This window comes from Pusillimonas sp. SM2304 (assembly GCF_031628915.1).
Taxonomy (GTDB): Bacteria; Pseudomonadota; Gammaproteobacteria; order Burkholderiales; family Burkholderiaceae_B; genus Pusillimonas_C.
The window spans coordinates 362,748-379,125 of record NZ_JAVLUJ010000003.1; the positions used below are offsets into that span (position 1 = coordinate 362,748).

The following is a 16,378-nucleotide window of genomic DNA, read 5'->3' on the forward strand; positions in this document are numbered from 1 at the left end:
TGGCCTTGTCACCGGCGCAGGGGTGTAATCATGGTGTTGGTCTCGTGGCGTACGGGCCGCGATGGGTACCGGGCGCGCTTATCTATTCAGAATAAGCAGCGCCTGGCCTTGTTGTGCGCACTGGCCAACTCACAGTGCGGCTTTTCGTTTTGTTTGAACGGCACTTGAACACGTACAACCTGCAAGGTTATAGGATCAAGCCGCACGGGCAATTAGTACTGGTTAGCTGCACGCATTACTGCGCTTCCACACCCAGCCTATCAACGTCCTGGTCTCGAACGACCCTTTAGGGGGGTCTAGCCCCCGGGATACCTAATCTTCAGACGAGTTTCCCGCTTAGATGCCTTCAGCGGTTATCTCTTCCGTACATAGCTACTCGGCAATGCCATTGGCATGACAACCGATACACCAGCGGTACGTCCACTCCGGTCCTCTCGTACTAGGAGCAGGCTCCGTCAAGTATCCAACGCCCACGGCAGATAGGGACCAAACTGTCTCACGACGTTTTAAACCCAGCTCACGTACCTCTTTAAATGGCGAACAGCCATACCCTTGGGACCGGCTACAGCCCCAGGATGAGATGAGCCGACATCGAGGTGCCAAACACCACCGTCGATATGAACTCTTGGGTGGTATCAGCCTGTTATCCCCAGAGTACCTTTTATCCGTTGAGCGATGGCCCTTCCATTCAGAACCACCGGATCACTATGTCCTGCTTTCGCACCTGTTCGACTTGTCAGTCTCACAGTCAAGCACGCTTATGCCATTGCACTATCAGCACGATTTCCGACCGTACCTAGCGTACCTTCGAACTCCTCCGTTACACTTTAGGAGGAGACCGCCCCAGTCAAACTGCCCACCATGCACTGTCCCCAACCCGGATAACGGGCCAAGGTTAGAACCGCAAACAAACCAGGGTGGTATTTCAAGGATGGCTCCCTCGAATCTGGCGACTCGAGTTCAACGCCTCCCACCTATCCTACACAGGCCGGTTCACAGTCCAATGCAAAGCTACAGTAAAGGTTCATGGGGTCTTTCCGTCTAGCCGCGGGTAGATTGCATCATCACAAACACTTCAACTTCGCTGAGTCTCAGGAGGAGACAGTGTGGCCATCGTTACGCCATTCGTGCAGGTCGGAACTTACCCGACAAGGAATTTCGCTACCTTAGGACCGTTATAGTTACGGCCGCCGTTTACCGGGGCTTCGATCAAGAGCTTGCACCCCATCACTTAACCTTCCGGCACCGGGCAGGCGTCACACCCTATACGTCGACTTTCGTCTTAGCAGAGTGCTGTGTTTTTAATAAACAGTCGCAGCCACCGATTCTCTGTGACCCCTTCATGCTCTGGGCGCAGGCCCATCACACTACCAGGGTATACCTTCTCCCGAAGTTACGGTATCAATTTGCCGAGTTCCTTCTCCTGAGTTCTCTCAAGCGCCTTGGAATATTCATCCCGTCCACCTGTGTCGGTTTGCGGTACGGTCTCGTGAAACTGAAGCTTAGAGGCTTTTCTTGGAACTGCTTCCAATCAGTTTAGGACCGAGGTCCTATTCAGCCACACCCTTGAATTACGCGCCCGGATTTGCCTGAAGCGCCTTCTATAGTGCAGCAACGGGGACATCCAACACCCCGATGACTTTACAGCAATCCGTCCCCCCATCGCATTTCACGACGGTGCTGGAATATTAACCAGCTTCCCATCAGCTACGCATCTCTGCCTCGCCTTAGGGGCCGACTCACCCTGCGCCGATGAACGTTGCGCAGGAAACCTTGGACTTACGGCGAGGGGGCTTTTCACCCCCTTTATCGCTACTCATGTCAGCATTCGCACTTCTGATACCTCCAGCATCCGTCACCAGACACCTTCACAGGCTTACAGAACGCTCTCCTACCGCGTATATCTAAGATATACACCCGCAGCTTCGGTCTATGGCTTAGCCCCGTTACATCTTCCGCGCAGGACGACTCGATCAGTGAGCTATTACGCTTTCTTTAAAGGATGGCTGCTTCTAAGCCAACCTCCTGACTGTCTATGCCTTCCCACTTCGTTTCCCACTTAGCCATAGTTAGGGACCTTAGCTGGCGGTCTGGGTTGTTTCCCTCTTGAGTCCGGACGTTAGCACCCGGTGCTCTGTCTCCCACGCTGCTACTTGCCGGTATTCGGAGTTTGCCATAGGTTGGTAAGTCGCCATGACCCCCTAGCTATAACAGTGCTCTACCCCCGGCAGTAATACGTGAGGCACTACCTAAATAGTTTTCGGAGAGAACCAGCTATTTCCAGGCTTGTTTAGCCTTTCACCCCTATCCACAGCTCATCCCCTAATTTTTCAACATTAGTGGGTTCGGTCCTCCAGCACGTGTTACCGTGCCTTCAACCTGGCCATGGATAGATCGCCTGGTTTCGGGTCTACACCCAGCGACTAAAATCGCCCTATTCGGACTCGCTTTCGCTACGCCTTCCCTATTCGGTTAAGCTTGCCACTGAATGTAAGTCGCTGACCCATTATACAAAAGGTACGCAGTCACCCCACAAGGAGGCTCCTACTGTTTGTATGCACACGGTTTCAGGATCTATTTCACTCCCCTTCCGGGGTTCTTTTCGCCTTTCCCTCACGGTACTGGTTCACTATCGGTCGATCACGAGTATTTAGCCTTGGAGGATGGTCCCCCCATCTTCAGACAGGATTTCACGTGTCCCGCCCTACTTGTCTGACGCCTAGTTCCACACACTGAATTTCGTCTACAGGGCTATCACCTGCTACGGCCGGACTTTCCATTCCGTTCGACTATTCAATATGCTAAAACGTCAAGGCTGCTCCGATTTCGCTCGCCGCTACTTTCGGAATCTCGGTTGATTTCTTTTCCTCGAGTTACTGAGATGTTTCAGTTCACCCGGTTCGCTTTCACTGGCCTATGTATTCAGCCAGGAATACTGCATTGCTGCAGTGGGTTTCCCCATTCGGACATCTGCGGATCAAAGTCTGTTTGCCGACTCCCCGCAGCTTTTCGCAGGCTACCACGTCCTTCATCGCCTGTGATCGCCAAGGCATCCACCATGTGCACTTAGTCGCTTGATCCTATAACTTTACAGGTTATAGAAACACTTGAGTATGCGTGTTTGTGCCGTTCATCATTTTCAAAGGCCTTGCCCTTTCGAACAAGTATTTTTGAGAACTATTTGAACAAAATTGTTTTAATGCAATCACAACCCGTACTTACGTGGGATCATTTCCATACAGACAATGATCCACACCATAATTACTTCGTTGTGCTTCTTCCAGATTGTTAAAGAACGAGTAAAACCATCAAGCCTGTAAAGACTTAACGAGCAGTGCTTGGACCCGATACCACAGAACCAAACCCTCTTCGTTAACCCCTTCGCCTTGCCAGCCTGCGCCACCACCCTCACGCGATATCAACGATCGTCCACACGCTTTATTTGTGTGTGGTGGAGGATGACGGGATCGAACCGACGACCCCCTGCTTGCAAAGCAGGTGCTCTCCCAGCTGAGCTAATCCCCCGCACCGATAAATCGTACTGGTGGGTCAAGTTGGAATCGAACCAACGACCCCCGCCTTATCAAGACGGTGCTCTAACCGACTGAGCTACTGACCCAGTATGCGCTGGCCGCCCCTGTAACGGGCCAACCGGCGTAACCTTGTCGTGGCTTACTCTTTCTACATTCAACAGCCAATAAGTGTGGACGCTTTCGCTTCGTGCGCGTCGCTCTGAAAGGAGGTGATCCAGCCGCACCTTCCGATACGGCTACCTTGTTACGACTTCACCCCAGTCATGAATCCTACCGTGGTAATCGCCCTCCTTGCGGTTAGGCTAACTACTTCTGGTAAAACCCACTCCCATGGTGTGACGGGCGGTGTGTACAAGACCCGGGAACGTATTCACCGCGACATGCTGATCCGCGATTACTAGCGATTCCGACTTCATGGAGTCGAGTTGCAGACTCCAATCCGGACTACGATCGGGTTTCTGGGATTGGCTCCCCCTTGCGGGTTGGCGACCCTCTGTCCCGACCATTGTATGACGTGTGAAGCCCTACCCATAAGGGCCATGAGGACTTGACGTCATCCCCACCTTCCTCCGGTTTGTCACCGGCAGTCTCATTAGAGTGCCCTTTCGTAGCAACTAATGACAAGGGTTGCGCTCGTTGCGGGACTTAACCCAACATCTCACGACACGAGCTGACGACAGCCATGCAGCACCTGTGTTCCGGTTCTCTTGCGAGCACACTTCAATCTCTCGAAGCTTCCAGACATGTCAAGGGTAGGTAAGGTTTTTCGCGTTGCATCGAATTAATCCACATCATCCACCGCTTGTGCGGGTCCCCGTCAATTCCTTTGAGTTTTAATCTTGCGACCGTACTCCCCAGGCGGTCAACTTCACGCGTTAGCTGCGCTACTAAGGCCCGAAGGCCCCAACAGCTAGTTGACATCGTTTAGGGCGTGGACTACCAGGGTATCTAATCCTGTTTGCTCCCCACGCTTTCGTGCATGAGCGTCAGTATTATCCCAGGGGGCTGCCTTCGCCATCGGTATTCCTCCACATCTCTACGCATTTCACTGCTACACGTGGAATTCTACCCCCCTCTGACATACTCTAGCCCGGCAGTTAAAAATGCAGTTCCAAGGTTAAGCCCTGGGATTTCACATCTTTCTTTCCGAACCGCCTGCGCACGCTTTACGCCCAGTAATTCCGATTAACGCTTGCACCCTACGTATTACCGCGGCTGCTGGCACGTAGTTAGCCGGTGCTTATTCTGCAGGTACCGTCAGTTGCGCCAGGTGTTAACCAGCGCCGTTTCTTCCCTGCCAAAAGTGCTTTACAACCCGAAGGCCTTCATCGCACACGCGGGATGGCTGGATCAGGGTTGCCCCCATTGTCCAAAATTCCCCACTGCTGCCTCCCGTAGGAGTCTGGGCCGTGTCTCAGTCCCAGTGTGGCTGGTCGTCCTCTCAAACCAGCTACAGATCGTTGCCTTGGTAGGCCTTTACCCCACCAACTAGCTAATCTGATATCGGCCGCTCCAATAGTGAGAGGTCCGAAGATCCCCCCCTTTCCCCCGTAGGGCGTATGCGGTATTAGCCACGCTTTCGCGTAGTTATCCCCCGCTACTGGGCACGTTCCGATATATTACTCACCCGTTCGCCACTCGCCGCCAAGAAAAGCAAGCTTTCCTCGCGCTGCCGTTCGACTTGCATGTGTAAAGCATCCCGCTAGCGTTCAATCTGAGCCAGGATCAAACTCTTCAGTTTAATCTCTGTATAAAAATCGTAATTTCCAAACCGGTCCCCAAAGGAACCAGCAGGTCATACGTCGCGTTTCGCTCAAAGAAAAAGATCGGTTCAAATTACTTCAAACCTTACTTCTTCAAATGTGCGAGCACTTGATATAAATTTGGCGAACCCTCGTGAGAAGGTTTGCGCACTCATTCCAAGCGCCCACACTTATCGGCTGTTAAATTGTTAAAGAGCGTGTACTGCCTACTGCTGTATTGCTTCTCGCTTGCCGCCCCAACCACCCGGTGAACCGGGCCGCTGTGTCAGCAGCACAGAAACGAGATTATGAAGCAGTTTTTTTCGTTTGTCAACTCGCGGGAAAGTGTGTCGGGCCTATCGCCTCAAACCGCTTTGCTCCACTGCCAAACAAACCTGCTACGCAATCCGATCAAATCTGGCAAGCCTGAAACTATACCACATTTGCGTTCTGCGCTGTGGGCCCGAAAGCCGCACAACCGATCGCCGCTGCCACCGCAAAACCCATGTGTTATCAAAGGCTTGCAGGGCCTGCGCATCCGGGTAAACCCTGATGTGCGTGCTGCGAAAGAACAGAACTATAGCATAGCTTTTTACGCCCGTGCAAACCGAAATCCAGCTCAACACCACCGCCGCCGACCCCCATGCGCCTAAGCCGTTGAAATGGCATCGAAATATATTTTAAATAAAAGTGACATGAACGGGATCGGGTACGCCAGAACGGGCCAAAACGGGGGAAAACCCCTCAGCCGGTGCTGGACCTGGGCGTGCCCAAACCCTGCGCCGAGTTCCTGGTGTCGGGCAAGGCTTGGTCGCACGATGCCGCCGAGCCGGGGCGCGTTGCCGTCAGGGTGCGCGTGGACCAGCTCGAGAAAAGCGCCCAGAGACGGGTGAAACAAAGGGGTGAAACCGCCCCATGACGGATCACATCGACGAGGGCAACGCCCAGCTTCCCTATACCAGCAGCTCGGTGGTTTCTTTAATACGCTGCAAGGTAGCGCAAAAGCTGTATATCGGTCAGCAGGGGAAAACCGCGAAATCTTTGTCATCTTGTGCAGCAAGCCGGCGATTCACCCTACACTTATCTTAATATCCCTACATGAATCCCTTACCCTGCATCCATGACTGAAGACATACTGATTAACGTCACCCCCTTTGAGACACGCGTAGCGCTCGTCGAGCAAGGCTCGGTTCAAGAGCTCCATATGGAGCGCCGCATTCAACGCGGCCATGTCGGCAACCTGTATCAAGGCAAAGTGGTGCGCGTCCTGCCGGGCATGCAAAGCGCCTTCGTCGACATAGGGCTGGAACGCGCCGCCTTCATTCATGTGGGCGATCTTCGGCAGAACCGCAACGAGCGCAGCAACGGCACCGCGGCCACGCCCATCGAGAAGCTGCTCTTCGAGGGCCAGTCATTGATGGTGCAGGTAATCAAGGACCCTTTGGGCACCAAAGGCGCCCGGCTGTCCACCCAGATCAGCATCGCGGGGCGCATGCTGGTCTATCTGCCTTACGACCCGCACGTGGGGATTTCCCAAAAGATAGAGTCCGAAGAAGACCGGGTGTCATTACGCGAACGGGTGCTGCGTTTCAAGGCGCCCGAGGAAAATGGCGGATTCATCGTCAGGACCCAGGCCGAAGGCGCCACAGACGACGAGCTGCAGGCGGACCAGTCCTATCTGCGCACCTTGTGGAACAGCATACAGAACAAGGCCAAAAGCCAGCCCACGCCGTCGCTGCTGTACACCGATCTGACTTTGGCGCAGCGCGTGCTGCGCGACATGGTGGGGCCCGCCACCGGCACGATACTGGTGGACTCGCGCAGCACGACCCAGGAATTGCTGGACTGGGCAAAAACCTATACGCCATCGGTGCTGGATCGCATCAAGCATTACAGCGGCGAACGCCCTTTGTTCGACACCGCCAATGTCGACGAGGAAATCGCGCGGGCCCTGTCGCGGCGCGTGGACCTGAAATCAGGCGGCTACCTGATCATCGATCAGACTGAAGCCCTGACGACGGTCGATGTGAATACGGGGGGCTTCGTCGGCGGACGCAATTTCGACGACACGATTTTCAAGACCAACCTGGAAGCAGCGGTGGCGCTGGCGCGCCAGCTGCGGCTGCGCAATCTGGGTGGCATCATCATCCTGGATTTTATCGACATGGATGATGCCGAGCACAGAAGCTCGGTGCTGGCGGAGCTGAACAAAGCCCTGAGCAAAGACCGCACCCGCATGACCGTGAGCGGTTTCAGCCAGCTCGGCCTGGTCGAGATGACCCGCAAGCGTACGCGCGATTCATTGGCCCACCAGTTGTGCGAGCCCTGCCCTACTTGCCAGTCGCGCGGCAATGTCCGTACGCCGCGCACCCTGTGCTATGAAATCCTGCGTGAAATCCTGCGTGAGTCGCGCCAGTTCAATCCCAAGGAATTCCGCATCCTGGCCTCGCAGGCCATTGTGGACCTGTTCCTGGAAGAGGAAAGCGCCCACTTGGCCATGCTGGGCGATTTCATCGGCAAGTCGATATCGCTGGAAGTGGAAAGCCAGTATTCCCAGGAACAATACGACATCGTCCTGATTTAGCGGCGCCGGCGGGCCGCCCCTGGCCTGCCGGAACCCGGCGCCTATTTATCCGCTGGAGCCTGGCCGTCGGCGGATGGCTCGTCTGGCCGCGGCGATGCGCCGGAACACTCACCCGGATGGGCAATGGCGCTGAAGATCTGTTCGATACGGGCGTCGACCTGGGCGCCTGCGTAATAGCTATACACCGTGGCCCGGGTGCGCCAATCCCTTTCTTCATCTTTGGTCAGCCAGCTGCCCAGATCGCTGGCCCGGTAATACATCAGGTCGGCCACAATGGTCTGGCGATAGTCGTCGCTGCCCGCCGGCGCGTCGGTCAAGGTGGCATAGGCCGTCTGGCCGGGATTCATGGCAAACCGGGGCGCCGAGCCGCAAGCGGCCTCGTGCTTGAACAGCGCCATCTGGATCTGGGCAAAGGTCAAGGGAATGACGCGCTCGCCGCGAAAATAGGCCTCGCTGCGCAAGTCCGCCGCCCCCAGTCCGTCGGCATTTTTTGCGCATCCCGCCAGCACGGCCAGCGCCAACAGCGCCATCCACTTCTTCATCATCCTGTTTCCTTTATCAACTTTGGTCCTGAAACTGCATGCGATACAGCGAGGCATAGCGCCCGCCCTGCTGCAGCAGCTCGTTGTGGCGCCCCTGTTCAACAATCCTGCCCGCCTCCAGCACGACAATGCGATCGGCTTTCTGGACCGTGGACAGCCTGTGTGCAATGATCAGCGTAGTCCTGCCCGCCATCAAGCGCTCCAGCGAAGCCTGGACCTGCCGCTCGGATTCATTATCGAGGGCGGAGGTGGCTTCGTCGAGGATAAGAATAGGCGCATTCTTGATCAGCGCCCGTGCGATGGCCAGCCTCTGGCGCTGGCCTCCGGACAGCTGGCTTGCGTTTTCGCCCACCAGGGTATCCATGCCTTGCGGCAGGCCATCGACGAAATCCGCCAGGTTGGCCGCCTCGAGCGCGTGCCGGATCTCTTCCCGGCTGGCGTCGTGCAGCGAGCCATAGCCCACGTTGTCGGCAATCGAGCCCTCGAACAGCACGACGTCCTGGCTGACCAGCGAAAGCTGGGAGCGCAGGCCGCGCAGGCTCAGGTCCTTGATGTTCTGCCCATCGATCAGAATGTCGCCGCTGCCCGGGTTGACGAAGCGCGGCAGCATGTTGACCAGCGTGGTTTTACCGCTGCCCGAGCGCCCCACCAAGGCGATCGTCGAGCCGGGTTCGGCAACGAAAGACACATCGGTCAGCGTGTCGCGATGGGCGTCCGGGAAGCGATGGTGGATATTCCGGAACTCGACGCGGCCCTGCACCGGCATGTCCAGCAGCTTAGTGCCCGTATCGTTCTCGGGTTTCTGGTCGATCAGCGTAAATACGCTTTCGGCTGATATCAGCATGCGCTGCATGCCGCTGACGATCTTGGTCAGGCGCTTCATGGGATCGAAGATCTGACCCAGCGCCGCCATGAACGCGGCGAAGCTGCCGACGGTCAAGCCCTGTGTATTGGCCTGGTACAAGGCCACCGCGATCACGGCAGCAATGGATATGGCAATCGAAAACTGGGACAGCGGCGACAAGGCGGCGTCCGCGCTGGCAGCCCGCATGGCGAAACGCCGCAAACGCGCATTCACATACTCGAAGCGGCCCGACTCGCGCTTGTACCCGTCAAACAGCTTGATGACCCGCTGGCCGTCGATGCCTTCACGCACAACACGGGTCAGTTCGGCATTCATGCCTATGGTTTCACGATTGATGCGCCGCAGCCGCTGGATGAAGATACGGGTGATGATGGTCGAGACGGGCAGCATGACCAGGACGATCAGCGTCAGTTGCCACGACATGTACAGCAGCACGCACAACAGGGCCACCACGGCCAGGGTTTCGCGCACCACCACCGTGACGACCTCGGTGGCCAAGCCGGTCACGGTGCCGGCATCGATCGTGAAGCGATTCATCAAGCGCCCCGTGTCGCCGCGCTTGAAGTCTTCGTCGGGCAGGCCCAGCAGCCGCTCGAACATTTCCCGGCGCAAGCCCAGCAGCATGTTGTTGGCCACCCAGGCCAGCAGGTAGCTGCTGGCATAGCTGCAGATGCCGCGCAATAGCATCAGCCCGATCACCGCCAGGGGGATGGACCATATATACGAAGGCTTGGCGCCCGAGAATCCGTCGTCCAGCAGCGGCTTCATGATGAGCGCAAGCGTAGGCTGCGTTGCCGCCGCCACGCTGACCAGCAGCACGGCAAGCACCACCGCCTTCCAGTAGGTGCCCACGCGACTGTAGATCCGGCGCCACAAATCCCGCTTTACCGGGTCTGTGCGTGACGATGTGGCTTCAGTGGCTGACTTCAACAATAAACTCGCTTATATACTATTGGATGGATTATTTTACCGTTCATCCAAATAACCTTGGATCGCAAACCAGGCCCATCATACCGCCCCCTCCTGCCATCGCCTTTATTCATGTCGACTATTTCTGCCATCTATGTGCGTCTTCCCAACTGGATTGGCGACGTCTGCATGAGTCTTCCCAGCCTGCATACCCTGCTCGATACCCGCGTGCCCATCGTGGTGTGCGCCCGCCCCTGGGCCAGGGATCTGCTTGCGGCGTACAAGCTGGGCGGCTTCCTCGACATGAAGGGGCGATGGCGTGAAGACCGCGCCACCGTGCACGCATTCCGGAAGAAAGCGCAGCATTCGCACCCGCGCGGCATCTTGCTGCCCGACTCCCTGTCCAGCGCCATGGTGTTCAAGTTTGGCGGCATACCCAGCGCGGGCTACCGCGACGACGGCCGCAGCCTGATCCTGCGCTGGCCGGTCAACAAGCCGTCCGCCAGCCTGCACGCTGTCGAATCGTGGCACTACATCACCACGCAGGCGCTGAAGCGCTGGAACTACCCAACGGCAGAACTGGGCGATGAGCGCATCCTGGACCTGCAACTGGCCGACCGGCACCACGCCGAGGGACGGCAGGCACTGGCCGATGCCGGGCTCTTGCCCGGCCAGTTCGTGCTCATTGCCCCCACCGCCACCGGCCTGCATCGAGGCAAGGTCAAGGTCTGGCCGCACTATGACGCCCTGACCCGGCGCCTGCAAGCGCAGGGACACCGCGTGGCCATGTGCCCGCCGCCTTCGGAGGCCGACGCCGCCCGGAAAAATGCCCCCACTGCAATCTGCCTGCCGCCCTTGAAGCTGGGCGCGTTTGCTACACTCACCCAACTCGCTTCGCTGGTGATCTGCAACGATTCGGGTGTGTCGCATCTGGCGGCCGCGGCGGGCGCAAGGCAGTTGACGCTGTTCGGTGTGACCCAGCCCGAACGGACCGGCCCCTGGTCGGACAAGGCCATTTGCCTGGGATCGGCACAGGCCTGGCCGACGCTGGATCAGACGGTGCAACGCGTTAATGCCCTTTTAACCTGAAAGCAACTCTACACGGTAGCGCATGACTCTTTCGAGTTTCCTGACCAATCTGGTTATTCCGCTGAATTTGTGCATCGCCCTTTTACTGGCCGGCGCGATACTGTTCATAGTGAGATGGCGCAAGACGGCCTTCATCGTCGCCGCAGCCGGCCTGAGCTGGGCCCTGTTCTGGTCGCTGCCCGCCTCATCGCTGTGGGCGGGCGGGCGGCTGGAACAGTTGTACCCGTACCAGATGCCCTCCAGCCTGCCCACCGCCCAGGCCATTGTCGTACTGGGCGGCAGTACGGCCAACGCCCGGCAGAACTGGTTCCAGCCCTATGACAGCGCAACGGCTTCCCCGCGCATCGATACGGCCGCTATCCTGTACAAAGAAAACCGGGCTCCGCTGATCGTCGTCTCGGGCGCGGCCCTGGAAGGCAGCGTCAGCGAAGCGCAGGTCATGGCCAATGCCCTGAAACAGCAAGATATTCCGGAAAGCGCCGTGCTCATGGAAAGCCGCAGCTTCACCACGCACGAGAACGCGATCTATACCGCCGAAAAACTCAAGCAGCGCGACATCAAGCAGATCTTGCTGGTGACCTCGGCCCTGCACATGCCGCGCGCCATGGCCGTATTCAAGAAGCAGGGCATGTCGGCGGTTGCCGCGCCTTCGGCGCCCCAGATCGTGGTCCCCAGCGATCCGTCGTTTTCCTTCTGGCAACCCAATATGCGCGCGCTGGCGGCCAGCCGGTCGATCGTGAAGGAATATGTCGGGTTGCTGGTGTACTGGGTGCGCGGCTGGATCTGACGCCCGCCGCGGCGGCATGGCAGGACGCCGGGCGGGGCTCAGGGACTCAGGCAGGGGCTCAGCGCCCCGTCTGCGGCTTGCTCTTTCTGTTCAGGAACAAGAGCTTGTTATAGCGGAAGAAGCTTCCCGCCGCCCCCATGCTGGCCAATATGAAGCCTTCCTTGCCATCAAGAAACCCCCGGCGCATGATGTAGATGCGGATGAAGGTCCAGACGGCGTGGCCGGTCGCCCCCAGGATGCTGGTCTGCTTGCCCCGCGCGTGCATCATGGCGGCGGCCTCGGACGAGTAATGATTGATCTTGGCAATATAGGTTTCCAGATCCGCATAAGGGTAATGCTGAAAATGCCCGTTCAACACGGCCACCGGCGACGCGGTCTGCACGCTTTCATGCACGGCAACGTCCTTGAAGCGCGCCGTGCCCCGCTTGAACAAGCGCAGGACATGGTCAGGCCACCAGCCGCAATGGCGTATCCAGCGTCCACCGAAATTCGACAGGCGGGCGATCTTGTAGGCATCGGCGCGCGGGTGGGCAAGCTCCCGCTGGATTTCATGCGCGAGTTCCGGGGTGACGCGTTCGTCGGCGTCGATGGACAGCACCCAGTCGCAACTTGCCAGATCGAGCGCCCGGTTCTTCTGCGGGCCGAAACCGGGCCAATCGGCAAGCGTCACCTTGGCGCCGCGGCTTTCGGCGATTTCACGGGTTTGGTCGGTGCTGCCCGAATCGACCACGATGATTTCATCGGCAAAGCGCACAGAGTCCAGGCAGTCGGCGATGTTCGCCGCCTCGTTCTTGGTGATGATGATGACGGAAAGCGTCATGAGTAATTGATCTCCACGCCTTCCGGCTCGGCCCAGGCGCTCAGTTGCTCAAGCAGTGCGTCGGCCATGCGCACACGCCAATCTTCGCCCAATCGCACGGTGCACAGGAAATCATCGCGCAGCAGGCGCAGTTCGACCGGCACACCCGGCACGCCGTTTTCAGGTTCGGCCCGGAAAGGATTCAGCAACTGCCGCAGCCGCGCCGCATCGGCATTGCCGTTCAGGGTGATGCGCAAATGACGCGCCTTGGCTTCGCGGGCAAGCTGAAGGTCAAAGACGGAATCGGCCGACACGCGCAGCCCGCCGGAGTAATCATCATTGCTGACCTTGCCCTGCACGATGATCAGCCGGTCCTCTTTCAGGCGATTGCGATGCTGTTCGTACAGCTCGTTGAAAATAGCCACTTCGACCTGGGCGGAACCATCGTCCAGCAAGGCATACAGCATTTTCCCGCGCCGCGTCATTTTGGGACGCAACGACGACAGCACGCCGGCAAACCATTGCAGGCTGCGCGAAGGCTCCAGCCGTGCCAGCGGTTTGGGCGCAAAACGCCTGACCTCGTCGCGCCAGGCGTCGAACAGGTGGCCGCTGAAGTAAAAGCCCAGGGCCGCTTTTTCCTGCGTCAAGCGCGTTTGCAAGTCCCAGGCGGGAACCTTGGCCAGCTCGCCCTCGACGATGTCGTTCGCGTTGTCGGCGAACAACGACACCTGGTTGGCGCTGCGCTCGGCCTGTTCCGCCGCCTCGATCGCATTGCCGACGGTGGCCAGCAGGGCAGCCCGGTTTTCCGCGATGGCGTCAAACGCGCCGGCGCGTATCAAGGCCTCGATACTGCGGCGATTGACCGTGTGCCGGTCAATGCGGCGGCAGAAATCGAACAGGCTGGCGAACGGCCCGCCTTCGGCCCTGGCCCGGATGATCTCCTCGACGGCGGCCTGCCCCGTGCCTTTGACGGCGCCCAGGCCGTAGCGGATGGTGCGCGGCGGCCGCCCCTTGGCCATATGCTCGTCGGCCACAGGCTCGAAACGATAGGCCGACGCATTCACATCAGGCGGAAGCACTTCCACGCCATTGGCCAGGCAGTCCTTCCAGAAAATCTGGACCTTGTCCGTATCGTCCATATCGGACGACAGGGTCGCCGCCAGGAATTCGGCGGGATGGTAGGCCTTGAGCCAGGCGGTGTGATAGGCGATCAGCGCATACGCGGCCGAGTGACTTTTGTTGAAACCGTAGCCCGCAAACTTTTCCATCAGGTCGAAAAGCTTGACGGCCAGGTCCGCGTCGTACCCCTTTTCGACGGCGCCTTTCTCGAAAATGGCGCGATGCTTGGCCATTTCCTCGGCTTTCTTCTTGCCCATGGCGCGGCGCAACAGGTCGGCGCCCCCCAGGGTGTAGCCGCCGATGATCTGCGAAATGAGCATCACCTGCTCTTGGTACACGATCACGCCGTAGGTGCTCTTGAGCACGGACTCCAGGTCGGGGTGGAAGTAATCCACCTCTGCCCGCCCGTGCTTGCGGTTGACGAAATCGACCACCATGCCCGATTCGAGCGGACCAGGGCGATAAAGCGCCAGCATGGCGATGATGTCTTCAAAGGTATTGGGGCGCAGATTCTTCAGCAGCTCTTTCATGCCGCGCGATTCCAGCTGGAACACCGCCGTGGTATTCCCTTCGCTGAGCACCTTGTAGGCCTGCGCGTCGTCCAGCGACAGGGCCATGACATCAAAATCGCGCTTGTCTTCGTTGAACTGGCGCACGTAGCGCACCGCCCAGTCCAGAATCGTCAGGTTGCGCAAGCCCAGGAAGTCGAACTTGACCAGTCCCGCGGCCTCGACGTCGTCCTTGTCGAACTGCGACACCGCGCTGGTGTCGACGCCGGGCTGGCAATACAAGGGGCAAAAGTCGGTCAGCTTGCCGGGCGCAATCAGCACGCCCCCGGCGTGCATGCCGATATTGCGCGTCAAGCCTTCCAGCGGGCGCGCCAGGTCGATCAGCGCGCGCACCTCTTCATCCTGCTCATAGCGCTCTTTGAACGAGGGCTCTTCTTCAAGCGCGCGCGCCAGCGTCCACGGGTCGGCCGGGCTGAAGGGAATCATCTTGGACAAGCCGTCGCACAGCATGTAAGGCATTTCGAGCACCCGGCCCACATCGCGCACCACCGCCTTCGCGCCCAGCGTACCGAAGGTGGCGATCTGGCTGACCGCCTCCTTGCCGTACTTCTGCTTGACGTAGTCGATCACCCGTTCGCGGTTGTCCTGGCAGAAGTCGATATCGAAGTCGGGCATGGACACCCGCTCCGGATTTAGGAAGCGCTCGAACAGCAAGTCATAGCGGATGGGGTCCAGATCGGTAATGCCCAGGGAATAGGCCACCAAAGAACCCGCGCCCGACCCCCGCCCCGGCCCCACCGGCACGCCGTTGTTCTTGCCCCAGTTGATAAAGTCGGCCACGATCAGAAAATAGCCGGGAAAGCCCATGCCGACGATAGTTTTGCATTCCCACTGCAAGCGTTCGAGATATTGCGGGTAACGCTGCTGGCGCTCGGCCTCGTCGGGAAACAGCTGCGCCATGCGAACGGCCAGGCCTTCCTCGGCCAGTTGCACCAGATAATCGTCCAGCGTCACCCCGTCGGGCGTGGGGAAATCCGGCAGGCGGGGCTTGCCCAGCACCAGCGTCAGGCTGCAGCGCTTGGCGATCTCCAGAGTATTGGCCAGGGCCGAAGGCACGTCCGCAAACCGGCGCGCCATCTCGTGGGAATCAAGCAAGTACTGGTCCGTGGTGAAACGGCGGGTGCGCTTGGCGTTACCCAGTTGCTCGCCCTCGGCAATGCACACACGCGCTTCGTGGGCGCGAAAATCGCTGGCCTGCAGGAACTGCACCGGGTGCGTGGCCACGACCGGCACCCCCAGCCGTCCAGCCAGCCGCATGGCCGCCTGAACGTAGATTTCGTCGCCATCCTGCCCACTGCGCTGCAGCTCGATGTAATAACTGCCGGGAAACGCCTGCGCCCACGAGGCGGCCACCACGGCGGCCTCTTCGGTTTTACCCGCTTCAAGCATCTGGCCGACGTCGCCCGCCCTGCCGCCGGAAAGAATGATCAACCCGGTCCTGCCCAACAGCCATTCGCGCCGAACCTCGGCGCGGCCCCGATACTGATTATCGAGCCAGGCGCGGCTAAGCAGTTCGCACAAGGCCAGATAGCCCTGCTGATCGCTGGCCAGCAGCAAGAGCCGATAGGGTTTGTCGCGATCCTGCTCGTTCTGGAGCCAGATATCGCAGCCGGCAATGGGTTTGATACCCGCGGAGCGGGCGGCCTTGTAGAACTTGATGAATCCGAACAGGTTGGACAAGTCCGTCAGGGCCATGGCCGGCTGACCGTATTCAGCGGCCTTCTTGACGAGTTCGGGGATGCGGGCAATGCCGTCCACCACCGAAAATTCGGAGTGGACGCGAAGGTGGACAAACGGTGGGGATGAAATGGCTTCAGTCATATTCAGATTGTACCCAGAC

At 58.7% G+C, this 16,378-nt stretch carries 7 protein-coding genes, 2 tRNA genes, 2 rRNA genes and 1 pseudogene; 4 read left to right on the plus strand and 8 right to left on the minus strand.

Translation table 11 applies throughout. From position 1 onward, the window contains the following. Nucleotides 1-191: 191 nt before the first annotated feature. From RE432_RS16610 to RE432_RS16625, 4 genes are all read right to left on the minus strand, one after another. Nucleotides 192-3,080 (minus strand): 23S ribosomal RNA (locus tag RE432_RS16610). A 369-nt stretch (nt 3,081-3,449) separates the two neighbouring features. Next, a tRNA-Ala gene (locus RE432_RS16615) sits at nt 3,450-3,525 on the minus strand. Nucleotides 3,526-3,542: 17 nt separating this feature from the next. Next, nucleotides 3,543-3,619: transfer RNA gene (locus RE432_RS16620), tRNA-Ile, on the minus strand. Nucleotides 3,620-3,735: 116 nt separating this feature from the next. Beyond that, nucleotides 3,736-5,274: ribosomal RNA gene (locus tag RE432_RS16625) — 16S ribosomal RNA — on the minus strand. The 16S and 23S rRNA genes sit together here with 2 tRNA genes alongside, the layout of an rRNA operon. A 749-nt stretch (nt 5,275-6,023) precedes the next feature. Here RE432_RS16625 and RE432_RS16630 point away from each other — a divergent pair. Both RE432_RS16630 and rng read left to right on the plus strand, forming a co-directional pair. Continuing rightward, nucleotides 6,024-6,194, plus strand: a pseudogene (locus tag RE432_RS16630) (DUF2169 domain-containing protein); the annotation flags it as partial. A gap of 201 nt (nt 6,195-6,395) precedes the next feature. Then, nucleotides 6,396-7,859, plus strand: coding sequence for a ribonuclease G (gene rng / locus RE432_RS16635; RefSeq protein ID WP_310934637.1), 1,464 nt, complete (start codon nt 6,396-6,398; stop codon nt 7,857-7,859). Nucleotides 7,860-7,900: 41 nt separating this feature from the next. Here the strand turns inward: rng and RE432_RS16640 are convergent, their stop codons facing one another. After that, complete coding sequence (locus RE432_RS16640; RefSeq protein ID WP_310934638.1) at nt 7,901-8,404, minus strand: hypothetical protein; 504 nt, start codon at nt 8,402-8,404, stop codon at nt 7,901-7,903. 13 nt (nt 8,405-8,417) lie between these two features. Beyond that, entirely contained in the window at nt 8,418-10,199 is a 1,782-nt protein-coding gene (gene msbA, locus RE432_RS16645) for a lipid A export permease/ATP-binding protein MsbA (RefSeq protein WP_310934639.1), read from the minus strand. Between the two features lie 108 nt (nt 10,200-10,307). On the opposite strand from msbA, the gene RE432_RS16650 reads away from it, so the two are divergent. Together RE432_RS16650 and RE432_RS16655 are read left to right on the plus strand one after the other, a co-directional pair. Further along, a complete protein-coding gene (locus RE432_RS16650) occupies nt 10,308-11,264 on the plus strand; it encodes a glycosyltransferase family 9 protein (RefSeq protein ID WP_310934640.1) in 957 nt (318 codons plus the stop codon). A 22-nt stretch (nt 11,265-11,286) separates the two neighbouring features. Beyond that, nucleotides 11,287-12,051, plus strand: coding sequence for a YdcF family protein (locus RE432_RS16655; RefSeq protein WP_310934641.1), 765 nt, complete (start codon nt 11,287-11,289; stop codon nt 12,049-12,051). Between the two features lie 58 nt (nt 12,052-12,109). Here the strand turns inward: RE432_RS16655 and RE432_RS16660 are convergent, their stop codons facing one another. Together RE432_RS16660 and dnaE are read right to left on the minus strand one after the other, a co-directional pair. Continuing rightward, nucleotides 12,110-12,871 (minus strand): glycosyltransferase family 2 protein, encoded by a 762-nt coding sequence (locus RE432_RS16660; protein WP_310934642.1) that lies wholly within the window; start codon nt 12,869-12,871, stop codon nt 12,110-12,112. Next, a complete protein-coding gene (gene dnaE / locus RE432_RS16665) occupies nt 12,868-16,359 on the minus strand; it encodes a DNA polymerase III subunit alpha (RefSeq protein WP_310934643.1) in 3,492 nt (1,163 codons plus the stop codon). Before dnaE ends, RE432_RS16660 begins: the two co-directional genes overlap by 4 nt. Nucleotides 16,360-16,378: the final 19 nt, after the last annotated feature.

Excerpts from the sequence above, each read along its gene's own strand:
- dnaE (WP_310934643.1), bottom strand. The coding sequence starts at position 16,359 with ATGACTGAAGCCATTTCATCCCCACCGTTTGTCCACCTTCGCGTCCAC.
- RE432_RS16655 (WP_310934641.1), top strand. The coding sequence starts at position 11,287 with ATGACTCTTTCGAGTTTCCTGACCAATCTGGTTATTCCGCTGAATTTG.
- RE432_RS16660 (WP_310934642.1), bottom strand. The coding sequence starts at position 12,871 with ATGACGCTTTCCGTCATCATCATCACCAAGAACGAGGCGGCGAACATC.
- RE432_RS16650 (WP_310934640.1), top strand. The coding sequence starts at position 10,308 with ATGTCGACTATTTCTGCCATCTATGTGCGTCTTCCCAACTGGATTGGC.
- RE432_RS16640 (WP_310934638.1), bottom strand. The coding sequence starts at position 8,404 with ATGATGAAGAAGTGGATGGCGCTGTTGGCGCTGGCCGTGCTGGCGGGA.
- rng (WP_310934637.1), top strand. The coding sequence starts at position 6,396 with ATGACTGAAGACATACTGATTAACGTCACCCCCTTTGAGACACGCGTA.